General features: G+C 40.3%; 14 protein-coding genes and 1 riboswitch. All 14 genes read right to left on the bottom strand.

Going from position 1 to position 13,730, the window contains the following annotated elements:
• Positions 1-200 (bottom strand): biotin/lipoyl-containing protein (locus AB5Z52_RS13810; RefSeq protein ID WP_303615807.1); only part of this gene is annotated, 200 nt, incomplete at its 3' end.
• A 25-nt stretch (positions 201-225) separates the two neighbouring features.
• Positions 226-1,203: an alpha-ketoacid dehydrogenase subunit beta gene (locus AB5Z52_RS13805; RefSeq protein WP_368243152.1), complete on the bottom strand. Its 978-nt coding sequence runs from the start codon at positions 1,201-1,203 to the stop codon at positions 226-228.
• Positions 1,204-1,205: 2 nt separating this feature from the next.
• On the bottom strand, positions 1,206-2,315 hold the full coding sequence (gene pdhA, locus AB5Z52_RS13800) for a pyruvate dehydrogenase (acetyl-transferring) E1 component subunit alpha (protein WP_003127214.1): 1,110 nt from the start codon (positions 2,313-2,315) through the stop codon (positions 1,206-1,208).
• A gap of 434 nt (positions 2,316-2,749) precedes the next feature.
• Positions 2,750-5,341 carry a magnesium-translocating P-type ATPase gene (gene mgtA / locus AB5Z52_RS13795; RefSeq protein WP_003127213.1) on the bottom strand — a complete coding sequence of 864 codons (2,592 nt, stop codon included), beginning with the start codon at positions 5,339-5,341 and terminating at the stop codon, positions 2,750-2,752.
• 269 nt (positions 5,342-5,610) lie between these two features.
• Positions 5,611-5,781, bottom strand: a riboswitch (M-box (ykoK) riboswitch).
• 196 nt (positions 5,782-5,977) lie between these two features.
• Positions 5,978-6,163 carry a hypothetical protein gene (locus AB5Z52_RS13790; protein ID WP_096710851.1) on the bottom strand — a complete coding sequence of 62 codons (186 nt, stop codon included), beginning with the start codon at positions 6,161-6,163 and terminating at the stop codon, positions 5,978-5,980.
• Positions 6,164-6,197: 34 nt separating this feature from the next.
• Positions 6,198-6,848 (bottom strand): hypothetical protein, encoded by a 651-nt coding sequence (locus tag AB5Z52_RS13785; protein ID WP_117474476.1) that lies wholly within the window; start codon positions 6,846-6,848, stop codon positions 6,198-6,200.
• Entirely contained in the window at positions 6,845-7,192 is a 348-nt protein-coding gene (locus tag AB5Z52_RS13780) for a hypothetical protein (RefSeq protein WP_096710849.1), read from the bottom strand. The genes AB5Z52_RS13785 and AB5Z52_RS13780 overlap by 4 nt, the downstream gene beginning before the upstream one ends.
• Complete coding sequence (locus AB5Z52_RS13775; protein WP_096710848.1) at positions 7,189-7,503, bottom strand: MazG-like family protein; 315 nt, start codon at positions 7,501-7,503, stop codon at positions 7,189-7,191. Before AB5Z52_RS13775 ends, AB5Z52_RS13780 begins: the two co-directional genes overlap by 4 nt.
• Positions 7,503-8,282, bottom strand: a complete 780-nt coding sequence (locus AB5Z52_RS13770; RefSeq protein WP_096710847.1) for a DNA cytosine methyltransferase — start codon at positions 8,280-8,282, stop codon at positions 7,503-7,505. Before AB5Z52_RS13770 ends, AB5Z52_RS13775 begins: the two co-directional genes overlap by 1 nt.
• A 161-nt stretch (positions 8,283-8,443) precedes the next feature.
• Positions 8,444-8,953 carry a hypothetical protein gene (locus AB5Z52_RS13765; protein WP_368243148.1) on the bottom strand — a complete coding sequence of 170 codons (510 nt, stop codon included), beginning with the start codon at positions 8,951-8,953 and terminating at the stop codon, positions 8,444-8,446.
• 103 nt (positions 8,954-9,056) lie between these two features.
• Complete coding sequence (locus tag AB5Z52_RS13760; RefSeq protein ID WP_096710845.1) at positions 9,057-9,962, bottom strand: site-specific integrase; 906 nt, start codon at positions 9,960-9,962, stop codon at positions 9,057-9,059.
• 286 nt (positions 9,963-10,248) lie between these two features.
• Positions 10,249-11,379, bottom strand: a complete 1,131-nt coding sequence (gene wecB / locus AB5Z52_RS13755; RefSeq protein WP_103300104.1) for a non-hydrolyzing UDP-N-acetylglucosamine 2-epimerase — start codon at positions 11,377-11,379, stop codon at positions 10,249-10,251.
• Positions 11,380-11,707: 328 nt separating this feature from the next.
• The gene (gene guaC / locus AB5Z52_RS13750) at positions 11,708-12,685 is read right to left on the bottom strand and encodes a GMP reductase (protein ID WP_003127210.1); all 978 of its coding nucleotides are present in this window, start codon (positions 12,683-12,685) and stop codon (positions 11,708-11,710) included.
• A gap of 210 nt (positions 12,686-12,895) precedes the next feature.
• The coding region (locus AB5Z52_RS13745) for an aldo/keto reductase family oxidoreductase (protein WP_368266959.1) at positions 12,896-13,730 on the bottom strand (835 nt) is incomplete at its 5' end.

The raw sequence follows: 13,730 nt of genomic DNA, 5'->3' as shown, positions 1-13,730 counted from the left end.
GCAACTGTTCCTTCTGATACAAGGATATTTTTTACAGTACCTGTGACTGGAGATGGGATTTCTTCAACTGATTTGTCATTTTGAACTTCCAATAAAGTGTCATCTTCATTGATGGTATCGCCGGGTTTAACGAACCATTTTACGATTTCGCCTTCTGCGATCCCTTCACCGATATCCGGTAATTTAAATTGAAATGCCATTTTCTATTCTTCCCTTCTTCAACTATTAAAAGTTCACGATTTCTTTCACTTTGTCTTCGATATCTTTAGCATTTGGCAACCAGATATTTTCTGCTTGACCGAATGGGAAGATTGTATCTGGAGCAGATACACGTCCAATTGGTGCTTCTAATGAAAGAACCGCACGTTCAGAAATTTCAGAAACGACTTGAGCGCCTACGCCTGCTTGTTTTTGAGCTTCTTGAACAACAACCACACGACCTGTTTTTTCAACAGATTTAATGATTGTTTCCACATCAAGAGGAGCAACTGTACGCAAATCGATAATTTCAGCATTGATGTTTTCTTTTGCTAAGTTATCCGCTGCTTTGATTGCTTCACGAACCATTGCACCATAAGTGATGATCGATACGTCTGTTCCTTCACGAGTCACCGCTGCTTTATCCAATGGAACTTCATACTCTTCTTCTGGCACTTCTTCACGGAATGAACGGTAAAGTTTCATATGTTCTAAGAAAACAACAGGATCATTGCTGCGAATAGAAGCAATTAACAATCCTTTTGCATCGTATGGGTTTGATGGAATCACGACACGGATACCTGGTGATTGAGCAATCAATCCTTCCAAGTTATCTGAGTGCAATTCTGGTGTATGCACACCACCACCAAATGGTGAACGAATCGTAATTGGCAAGTTGCGTGTGCCGCCCATACGGTAGCGAGTACGTGCCATTTGTCCAACGATTTCATCAAATGTTTCAAAAACGAATCCGAAGAATTGAATTTCTGGAACTGGACGGAAACCTTCTAGTGCTAAACCAAAAGCTAAACCGCCGATACCAGATTCAGCAAGAGGGGTATCGAAAACACGATCTTCACCGAATTTTTCTTGTAAACCTTCTGTTGCCCGGAAAACCCCGCCGTTTTTACCGACGTCTTCACCAAAGACTAAAATTTCTTTGTCGTTTTCCATTTCAACAGCTAAGGCATCTGTAATTGCTTGAATCATTGTTTTTTGTGCCATGACTATTTCGACTCCTTCGCTTCGTAAGTTGCAATTTGTTCTTTAATGTTTTGAGGTTGTACTTCAAACATATTTTTCAAGAAATCTGAAACTTTTTGTTTAGGTACACGGTCAGCTTCAGCGATTGCAGCTTTGATTTCTTCTTTAGTTTGTTCAATGATTTGTTCTTCTTTTTCTTCAGACCATAGTCCTTTTTCAGTCAAGTACGTACGGAAGCGAACCAATGGGTCTTTTTGTTGCCATTCGCTGTCCATATCTTTTGAACGGTAACGCGTTGGGTCATCCCCTGATAATGTGTGTGGACCATAACGGTAAGTCAATGTTTCAATCAAAACTGGTCCATTGCCATTTGCTGCCCATTCACGAGCTGCTTTTGAGACAGTGTAAACTGCTAATGGATCCATACCATCCACTTGGATTCCTGGGATACCAGCTGCAGCTGCTTTTTGAGCTAATGTTGGCGCAGCACTTTGAACTTCACGAGGTGTTGAAATCGCAAAACCGTTGTTTTGGATGTAGAATACAGCGTTTGCATGGTAAGCACCAGCAAAGTTGATTGCTTCATAGAAGTCCCCTTGTGAAGAACCGCCATCACCTGTATAAGTGAAGACAACATTTTTCTTGTTGCGCTTTTTCAGACCAAGAGCTACACCAGCAGCTTGCACGTATTGCGCACCGATAATGATTTGTGGTGGTAAAGCTTGCAAGTCTTCTGGATAAAGGTTTCCAGCTACGTGTCCGCGAGACCATAAGAACGCTTCTTTCAATGGAAGGCCGTGTTGGATCAATTGAGGGACATCACGGTAACCCGGTAAAAGCACATCTTCTTTTTCAAATGCAAAATGACTTGCTAATTGACTTGCTTCTTGACCAGCTGTTGGCGCGAAGAAACCTAGACGACCTTGACGGTTTAACGCAGTAGAGCGTTGGTCTAATACACGGGACCATACCATGCGAGTCATCAACTCGACTAATTCGTCGTCACTTAGATCAGGTACTAAATCTGGATTTACGATTTTTCCGTCTTTATCTAATGCTTGATAAGTTGGAAAATCTGCATTGACTTGCTCCAAAATTGCTTGGAAATCAAGTGCTTTTTGTTTTTTTGCCATCTTGACACACTTTCCTCTCTGATATAAAAATTCACTTTCGAATGTAACAGGGATAAAATCTGTATCATCGAAAAATCATTTACTACTATAAATTATCATTTAAACGAGAATAAGACAAGTGAAAAGGTATTTTTTTTTAATAAAACGATTCCCATTAGACCAACTCTTAAGAAACGATTAGTGAAAACAATCACATTTAAGCAATCGCTTTCTTGCTTTGCTCCTTATTAAATTCTTTTTTTCTTTTAAGAATAGTACAGACTTCGCCTTTTAACTAAACAGAAACGTAACACCTCGAGGACTTTCCCTTGTGAATGTTCCGACTTAGTAAAATTAGTTTTTTTTGATAATGAGAAAAAAATAATACAGAATAGAATAAAAAAGAAACAGATAGCATAAAAGTTAAAATCTTTTATGACTATCCGTTTCTTTTCTCAGATCCACTCTTTTGTATAATGGATATAGATTCTCTTAGCTACTTCTACGCTTACCAGGTAGGCAAGAATAATGCCGACAAACCATGGCCAGTAAGAAGATGGTAGCGCTGCAAAATCAAAGACTGTGTGCAGCGGCGACAAGATAATACCGAAACCCACCAAAATCGCAAGAACGCTTGACAGTAAGACTGCTGGCGATGCGATACTTTGGAAAAATGGCAGTTTACGCGTCCGGACCATATGCACGACTAATGTTTGCGTCACAAGACCGATCATGAACCAGCCGGCTTGGAACAGCGCTTGTTCTTGAATGGCATTTGCTTGGAACACATGCCACATCACGAAGAATGTCAAGATATCAAAAATACTGCTGACTGGTCCAATGCTTACGGTGAATTTCAATAAGCCTCTGACTTGCCACTTGACTGGTTTTTCTAGTTCTTCCACATCCACATTATCCCAAGGAATAGTCAACTGTGCCATATCATAGACTAGATTTTGCACCAGCAATTGAATAGAAAGCATTGGCAAGAAAGGCAAGAATGCACTAGCGACAAGAATCGAAAAAACATTCCCAAAGTTTGAACTCAATGTCATCTTGATGTATTTCATCATGTTTGTGAAAACTTTACGGCCTTCAATGACGCCTTTATCTAACACATTCAAGCTTTTTTCTAATAAAATGATCGAACTTGCGTCTTTGGTAATGTCTGCGGCCGTATCTACAGAAATACCGACATCAGCAGCCCGCAGTGCAGGCGCATCATTGATTCCATCTCCCATAAATCCGACAGTATGACCATCGGCTTGCAGCGACTGAATGATGCGTGACTTTTGCATAGGATTCAACTTAGCAAATAGATTGACCGCTTCTGCTTTTTCAGCCAATTCTTCATCAGAGAGACGATCAACGTCTATCCCTAGAAGATAGTCGTTCACTTCGATCCCCACATCTTTACACACCTTTTGCGCCACGATCGCATTGTCACCAGTCAAAACTTTCACGTTGACACCATGACCATGTAATGAAGCAATAGCTGTTTTTGCGGACTCTTTCGCTGGGTCTAAAAAGCCCATGAATCCGATCATGATCATATCTTGTTCATCTTCAACTGTGTAGACGGCTTCTGCGTGAGCATCTCGCTTGATTGCTACTGTTAGGACACGCATGCCCTGTTTGTTCAAGCGGTGATTTACCTCACGAAGTTTTTCTCTTAATTCATCTGTCAATTCCAGAACTTGTCCGTTGACTTCCACGTATTTGCAGACTTTCTCCATTTCCTCAGCAGCACCTTTTGTGACCATGATTTGGTGTCCATCTGCTTTGACAACCACTGTTAAACGCCGGCGGGAAAAGTCAAAGGGGATTTCATCCACTTTGATGACTTCTTGATACGGTGCTTGGCGCTCTGTATCTTCGAAGTAGTTCAATACCGCAATATCCATCAAATTTTTCCAACCTGTTTGATAGTAGGAATTCAAATAGGTCATATCCAACACTTGTTGGTCTTCTTTACCAAACGGATTCAGATGCTGCACTAATACGACGCGATCTTCAGTGATCGTGCCGGTTTTATCCGTACATAAAACGTCCATACTGCCCAAGTTTTGAATCGAAGGCAATTCTTTGACGATCACTTTTTCTTTAGCTAACGACATGGCACCTTTTGCCAAATTACTTGTGACGATCATTGGCAACATTTCCGGAGTCAAGCCAACAGCTACAGCGATTGCGAAGAAAAGGGCTTCTCCCCAGTCTCCTTTTGTCAATCCATTGATCAAAAAGACGATGGGAAACAAAACCATTACCATTCGCAGCAACAATTTACTGACTTTCGTCAAACCATCCTCAAAAGTAGTCTTTCCTCGTTTTGACGTTGCATTTTTGGCAATATCACCAAAAAAAGTACTTTGACCGGTTTTTAAAATAATTGCTTTACCTTGTCCACTAAGGACATCCGTTCCCATGAAAACCAAATCTTGCATATCTAATGCGGAAATCGTTTCTTTAGAATCTTTGATCCCAGCATCGACAAATTTTTCCACCGGCATAGATTCTCCGGTCAGAGAAGATTGATTGATAAATAAATCTTTTGTCCAAATCAAAATAGCATCTGCCGGAATCATATCCCCGGTTGCCAATGTCACGATGTCTCCTGGTACGACTTCATCCATCGGAATCTCGATCGTTTCGCCGTCTCGAGTGACAGAACATGTATTTTCAATTAATTCTTTTAAAGCCAAACTTGCTTTTTGCGAACGATATTCTTGCACGAATGTGATCGTAACACTTGCTAAGATCATGATTCCCATCACGACCACTGCTTCATAATCACCTGTGAAAAAAGAAATGACCATCAGCAAAGCCAAAACTAATACAAAAGGATCTTTGAAAGCACTTAAAAACATCAGCCAAGCAGGTGTTGGTTTTTGTGCATCTACTTGGTTTGGTCCATATTCTTCCAGACGTTCTGCTGCATCCTCTTTTGATAGTCCATTAAACGAAGTCCGCATTTCCATCAGCAACTCTCTTTCCGAAAGTTGTGCAAGTAATTTTAATTCTTGATCTTTAGATAATTTTTTTAACATCTTCTTTTCCTCCTATAACTAGGAGTTGCATTTGCTACCCCTAGCATTCTTTTTATTGTTCATCTGGGGACTGGGGTATTCCATGTTCATCTTCCTCTCTGTTTATCAAGCAAGAAACTCTGGATCATGCAGAAGTGTTGGTCAAAAATAAAGGCAGTCAGCAATTGTCTTGCAGCACCTCATAAAGGTCTGTATGTATCAGCTAAAATAAAGGCATCAGTGACCATTAACACAAAAAAACGCATGCTCCCAATAAGCATGCGTAAAAAACTCATGATCATTGTAGAGCTTTAGCACTATAGGGCGTAGATAACTTGACGTTATCAGCTGCTTTGGGTTTAACCTTCACGATTAGACCTGTCCTACCAACTAAGCATCTCTCGATACTTTTGCGGCAGCAGCTTGTGTCCATATAGGAGCCTCACCTAACAATTATTAAAATTCATAACATTCCAACTAGAAGTCCTCCCTCTAGCCATCTACAGAATAACTGTTATATCAACAGTTGTCAACAGCAAATGCTCAGAAAGACTTCTTCATTTCCAACTAAAAGTTCAGCTTTTGAAATTTCTGCTTAGATAATTATATAACAGAAAGCCAGAGTAATCATACACTTTGACTACCCTGACATCAGTTTTAAATGTCTCTCACTGCTACGCCATACAGCATATCTGCAAGCAACTTTGCTTGTTCAGCTGTAAGCGTGATACCATTTCCAGTGTTACTAACTCTATCTGCAATATGGATTGTCACATCATCACTTTTATTTGTTTCAACAGAAATGGCAGAATACTGATTGCTAATCTCTAAGTAAGCATCCATTAGTCTATATCCTCAAATTTAACTGTCAATTCTTTCATATTTCCACACCACTCCCAAAGTATTCTTCATTGTATTTCTGTTTGTACTGTTCTAAGGATAGATCAAGTTCTTCTGCTTTAGCAGTTAGAGCAAGGAGCAACTTCTCTTTAAATTCCTCTATTGTCATTGTCACCGACTCTGGCAGCAGATAGTCCAGTCTCTCTTGCTCCATTTCTTCCATCCACTGAAATACATTAGCACTGCCCTTACTGGTATTTAGCCTGCTATATAACCACATTAAGTTTCCCTTACTGTTCCCCCAATATCCAACAGCAATAGGCATAACATGATCTAGTGCCAGTTCTTCAGTAACCCCTGTAATCACACATTTCTTAACTTGATGTATTTGTTCAATGTATTGCTTGTCTTCTGGAAGACTCTGCTCCAAAGACTGTTGTCTTTTCTCTGCATGTCTACTGTAATACAGTGCAGCCCTGTCAGGGTTATTGCGGTACCATTTGCGTGACTCTTCCAAAGCCTTTTCTCTGTTCTCTAGCAAGTATCTACGGTAATACCTTGGATTCTGCTCTCTAAACTTTTTACCAACTTTAGCTCTGCAGTATTTGCACGTAAAAGTTCTGTTGAACAGATTGTACTTATCCTTATAGAACTCATTCAAGGTATAGACTACTGCATGGACGGTCATCCTTCATGCTCCTTCACATCTTTAGAAAATAACAGATTCAATTTCTCAATCTCCGTACTGTAATAACTAGTTAATGCAGCAACAGCTTCTTCATAAGAAGTTACCTGTATATATCCTCCAGTAGGATCATCCCAGTCTCCGCCGTCTCTATCAAAAGAAATATAATCAGATTCTCCAGAGACAAATTTCTCAGGTGCTACCCCATAAAAATCAGCACATGCACACCAGTCATCAAGCAAACCTTGGCGTGAGGAACTGTTGTCCTCTGCTACAAACTCTTCAGCCAGTTCATCTCCACTGCTCTTTCCATAAGTATGAAAAATTTTAAATAATTTCTTTGTCATCCTGAAATCTCCCCTAAGTCTGCTTCCTTCACAAAAATGCCATTAACAGTTTTCCCTTTGCGCCCTTTGATTTCATCATATGCGCACTGCAAACACTCTTCTAAATCCATGCCATTCTGTTTTGCAAGAATTATCAGCGTTACCACAGTGTCACCAATAGCATCACGCAGTTCATCTTCATTGTTTCTTGCTAAAGCTGCAGCAATTTCACCAAATTCTTCAGCTGCTTTTACAAACTGCTTAAAACTGTCAGCAGTATCAAGTCCCTTATCAACTGCCCAAACTTCTACCAATCCAACTAAATCATCCATTATGCTACCTCCGCTAATTGTTGTTTATTGTTAATAAATAATTGACTGAAAATACCTTCTAAAACAGGTACAACAATTGAATTACCTGCTTGTTTATACAGCTGAGAATTGCTATTTACCTCTTGGGCTTTATAAAAGTCCTGATCTGTAAAGCCCATTAAACGCCAGCACTCCAATGGCGTTAACTTTCTAATTCTATATGGCTCTATTACTTTAGGTATATTACCGCTACCACCGCCAGCTTTAACTGTTCTAACAATGCCATCTTCAGCATATACAGCCTGCTCAAAGTGCCACCCATAGTGAGTCTTACCTTTAAGGGGATTGATAATTTCAACAGTTCCTACTGTATCTGCAGTTTGGAGTGTAGGACTACACTCTTTTTGAACTCTGCCACGTCTTGTAGAGCTGTTAGGGTAAGCTAAATCAATACCGTCTCCTGATGTAGCTTCAAGATAACCTTTCCGTGTAGCATTTTTTATTGGAATTTTAGGTTCAATCACTGACATCCCTATATCTTTAACAAGTGGGTCTTTCATTGCCTGCTCCATCCAAGTAAGGCTATATGCCAAGCCAGTGTCTGTAATTGTCTTAGCCTGTTCAACCAAAGCTTGACGGAACTCTGGTTTCTTACGCCAATTGAACAGTGATTGACGTGATACACCTACCCTGTCTGCAATTTCTTGTTGTGTTAAGTCCCCTTCTTTACCAACCAGCAAATCAATTGCTTCTTTTTGTTGCTCAGTAAGACTAGACTGTTTTAGATTTACAAGTGCCATGCCACTACCTCCTTTACATGTCAAATATAAGTGCAATAAAAAAGGCAGCCAAGAGACTAAAACAAGTCCCTTAACTGCAATTTCAGGAAGGAATAGCCAGTGACAGTTCTGACTATTTTGTCCTATAAACTATACTTCAATAAACTGTAAAATGTGACAGTCTACTCTGGATCAATTGTGTAAGTTGAACGCACGTACAGTAATACTTCACCATTTTCATCATCATTGTTTGCATACTGAACTAGTTCCAGTGAATGCAGCCCCTCTGTTATATCATCACCAGCAATTGGAGTTGCTGTACGTAAAACTGTTGAAAGGTCAGAGTCAATATTTGAAATTTGCCCATCAATATAAATAAAAACATCTGCACCTTCTACAAACTCATTTGATCTAATGTCAATTTCCTTATAGTTATCATTGTCTAGCTTAGAATGAACACTAACGTGCAGGTCATCCAGTTTCTTGGTGTCTTTTTTATCTGGATAAAAATAGCTTAAATTTGACGTATCTACCTCTGCAGCACTACTCTCTACAGTGCTTTCTACTGTACTGCTGCTTGTTGCTGTAGAACTACTGCTATCTGCAGGTGGCTGTTCATTAGCTACATTACCACTACTGCATCCCCCTAACAATAAGGCTGTAAATACTGTTGCCAAAATAACTTTCTTCATTTAATTTCCTCCTAATAAAACTGTTCCAATGCTTTGATTATATCAGTTTACTGTAGGAGTTTAAAAGAGTAATTTTCAGCTAGAACAGGATTCAATCAGTAGTTTAACGCAAATTCATCAGTGTGCTGGTCTTAATAGACTTATCAATAAAGTCATCACTGCGCAGTGAACGCAAATATGTCTGTGTAATACCTATGTTCTCATGCCCCATGTTCAATGACAGCGTGTGAATATCTAGACCATTTCTAACTTGCATAGCAGCATAAGTGTGGCGCAGAGTATGCCCACTGAACCTAACTTCATCTCTGATCTTAACTTTCTTGGCTATCTGCTGCATCATAAACCAGATGTTACCTTTAGTCATGCGTTCATTGTGGTAGTTAACTATCAGTGCTTCACAATCCAGTTTTAACTGCTTTTTAACACGCATGTACTTAATCAAGGCTTTCTTCATTGCAGGAGACAGTGCAACTGCCCTTTCCTTTCTATTCTTAGCTTCCTTGATATACAGCTGATTCTGTAACACATCTGCATTGTTTAACCGCTCTACTTCACCTATACGCAAGCCACAGTCCAACATCAACATAAGTATCACTGTATTCCTGTGTCTTAACAGAGGATAAGAGTGCTGACCAGCTACATGAAGTATCTGTTTGATTTCAGTATCATTCAGAGGATAGATAATTTTCTTCTGCTCTCTCTGCTGTCTAATGCCATCACATGGATTTACAGTGATGTAGCCTTCATCACAGCAGTATCTGTAAAAACCTTTAAGAATGACTGTCCCCTTGTTGATAGTGACTGGCGCTCTACCCAACTCTTGCCAGAGTATGATCATTTTCTTGACATGAATCTTCTTCACATCCAGAGGATCACTGGAATGCTCCTTGAAAAACTTACTGATTGTTAACAGCTGTGAGCTGTAACTCTGTAAGGAACTTTTTGCATAGCCCCTTGCTGTTAGCTCCAGCATATACTCTTCTATTAACTCTTCCCACGTAAAAATCATAATAAAAAGCCCTCCCTGTAATGTAATGAATACACTGAGAGAGGACTGTGAATGCGTTATTTAATAACATGTTAGGTCACTGTAAATGCCTGTAAAAGCATTGCCTAGTGCCTGTCCTACCAACTAAGCATCTCTCGATACTTTTGCGGCAGCAGCTTGTGTCCATATAGGAGCCTCACCTAACAATTATTTATTTCTATCCTCACTATAGTCTATCTAATTATATAGGTCAACCATTATGTGAAAATACTTTTGTTATTTTTCAATTCCATTTTCAGTTTTTGGATCATTGGATCGAAGGATTTGCCATTCCGGACAGACGGTAATATTGAGCCAACACTTCTTTGATTCGCTGACTTGCTTTACCATCACCATAAGGATTTTCAGCATGCGCCATTGCGGTATATGCAGCGTGATCCTGCAACAACTGCTTCGTTGCTTGATACACATCCTCTTCCCCTGTACCGACCAATTTCAACGTTCCTGCCGCAATGCCTTCTGGACGTTCAGTTGTGTCCCGCAACACCAATACAGGAACACCGAGAGAAGGGGCTTCTTCCTGGACACCGCCGGAATCAGTTAGAATCAATGTGCTTTGGTTGGCAAAATTGTGAAAATCGATGACATCTAAAGGTTCAATCAATGTAACATTCTCTAAAGCACCCAGAGTTTCTTGAGCAATTTCTCGAACTTTGGGATTTTTATGCATCGGAAAAACGACTGAGACTTCTGGAAACTCGCCTGCGATTCGAGCCAATGCCTGAAAAACATTCTTCATCGGCTGACCTAAATTCTCTCTGCGGTGCATCGTCAACAAAATCTTTCGCTGTTTTCTGTCTGTTAGTGTAGGATGCTGATAGTCTTGAGAAACAGTGTAGCGCATGGCATCAATCGCGGTATTGCCAGTGACAAAGATGGCTTCTGGATCATGATTTTCCGCAAGTAGATTTTCTTTACTTTGAAGCGTTGGAGCAAAGTAAAGATCCGCTAGCACATCGATGAGTTGCCGGTTGGCTTCTTCCGGATAGGGTGATCGTTTATTCCACGTCCGCAAACCAGCTTCAACATGACCGATCGGGATCTGAGCGTAAAAAGCTGCGGTTGCTGCGGCATATGCCGTTGTTGTGTCACCATGAACAAGCACAATTGACGGTTTTTCTTGGTGGAGAATCGGTTCTAATTCCAGCAAGACTTTTGTAGTGATGCCGGTCAACGTCTGTCCCAATGTCATGATATCCAAGTCGTAATCAGGTTCGATCGCAAAAACCTCTAATACTTGATCTAACATCTCGCGATGTTGGGCTGTCACCACGACAATTGATTGAAATCGAGGATCAGCCTCTAATTCTTTTACCAAAGGCGCCATCTTGATGGCTTCCGGTCTTGTCCCAAAAACGGACATTACTTTGATAGTCAAACACTCACCTGCTTCTTTCTGCATGTTTACTTTATTGTTATTGCTCTTACTCACTTAGTCAACTGAATATCCGCTTTTAGCTCAGAATATTTTTTTAGTTTTTTTCATCATTTCTTCTATTATAACGAAAGATTAAGAAAAACCAAATAGTCGATAGAGATGATTCCACAAAAAGCAGAAGGTCAGCGCTGAAAATAAAAAAACCAAAAGACTTGTTGCCCTCAGCAGCAAGTGATAAGAATGTTTTCCTATCGCTTGCTGCAAGACCAAGAAATCTTTTGGATCGAACTTTTATTCATGCCACTGTCAATTCTACAGCCGAATCAACTTAAATTGTATCCCCATTGAAAATCGAGTTTTTCACGATCACATAATCAACTTTTCGAATCGATTCGAGGTCTTTGCCACCGGCATAGGAGATCGATGATTGTAGATCTTGCTGCATCTCAACCAAAGTATCTTTCAAAGAACCTTTGTAAGGGATCCAGATTTTTTTCCCTTCGACGTTTTTCTTTTCCCCTTTTTGGAATTCAGAAGCAGAGCCAAAGTATTCTTTTAAAACGACACCATTTTCGACTTTTGTTTCCCCGGGAGATTCTTCATGTCCAGCAAACAATGAACCAATCATGACCATCGTTGCCCCAAAACGAACAGATTTTGCGATATCTCCATGGGTGCGGATTCCCCCATCGGCGATAATCGGCTTGCGAGCTGCTTTTGCACACCAGCGTAATGCAGCTAATTGCCACCCACCAGTTCCAAAACCAGTTTTGATTTTAGTGATACAAACTTTCCCTGGTCCGATCCCGACTTTCGTTGCATCCGCGCCGGCATTTTCCAATTCTCGGACCGCTTCAGGTGTACCAACGTTCCCTGCGATCACAAAAGCATCTGGTAAATGTTTTTTGATATGTTGGATCATATTGATGACAGCATTGGAATGTCCATGGGCAATATCGATCGTAATGTAATCAGGCACCAGTCCTTCAGCAGCCAATGTTTCGACAAAAGTATACTCATAGTCTTTGACACCGACACTGATCGAAGAGATCAGGCCTTTTTCCTTCATTTTTTTGATAAAAGGAATGCGGGCTGCTTCGTCAAAACGATGCATAATATAAAAATAGCCATTTTCAGCTAAAAATTCTGCGATTGATTCATCAATGATCGTTTGCATATTTGCAGGAACGACCGGCATTTTAAATGAATGTTTGCCTAAAGTAACCGTCGTATCACATTCTGAACGGCTATTCACGATACATTTATTAGGGATCAATTGTATATCTTCGTAATCAAAAACTTTCATGTCAAACATAAAAATATCCTCCAAATCTTGATAAGAGTGAAGCAAGCATCAAATGGCTGTCGCCTATTTTTAATGCCCACAACAATTTAAACCAGCTCACTCATAAATACAAGTGTTTTAGAATCTTTTTTTTAAAAAGCAACAGGAATGTTCGTCTTTTACGAACATTCCTGAGATAGTTTCCATTAAATAAAGGGTTTCTTCTTTTTTTTAAGGTAAAATATTGCCAGCTGCCAAATATACTTCATACCATTCTTGGCGTGTCAACACAATCGTAGATGCCTTAGCGATCTCTTCGATACGATGCGGCGTCATCGTGCCTGCGATCACCTGCATATTTGCTGGGTGCCGTAGAATCCAAGCAGATGCGATTCCTGTCGCAGTCGTTTGATACTTCTCAGCCAATTCTTCTAGTTTTGCATTCAGTTCTGGGAATTTCTCATTTCCGATGAAGACACCTTCAAAGAATCCATATTGGTATGGCGACCACGCTTGGATCGTCATATCATTCAGCCGAGAATACTCAAGAATGCCGCCATCATGATCGACACTGCCGCTATCCGTCATATTGACATGGATGCCTCGATCGATCATTCCAGTATGCATGATGCCAAATTGCAATTGATTGGCCAGCAATGGTTGAGAGACATATTTTTTCAACAATTCGATTTGACCAGGATTTTGATTGCTGACTCCAAAATACTTAACTTTTCCCGCTTTTTCCAGCTCGTCGAAAGCAGCAGCGACTTCTTCGGGCTCCACTAACGTATCCGGGCGATGCAACAGCAACGCGTCAAGATAATCCATTTTCAAGCGTTTCAAACTGCCTTCAACGGATTTAATAATGTGTTCTTTCGAAAAATCGAACATTTTCCCTGGGACGATACCACATTTCGATTGAATGAAAAGATCTTCCCTTTTATATTCGGTTTGTGCAAGGGCATCTGCAAAAATACTTTCGCATTCGCCACCGCCATAGATATCTGCATGATCAAAGAAAGTAATACCATTCTCGATTGCTGTCGTCAGTACAGCTACAGGATCT

Origin of the sequence: Enterococcus sp. RTP21361st1_A6_RTP21361_211029 (assembly GCF_040910045.1) — a bacterium.
Lineage (GTDB): Bacteria > Bacillota > Bacilli > Lactobacillales > Enterococcaceae > Enterococcus_D > Enterococcus_D gallinarum.
This window is presented reverse-complemented; position numbering and strand designations above follow the sequence as displayed.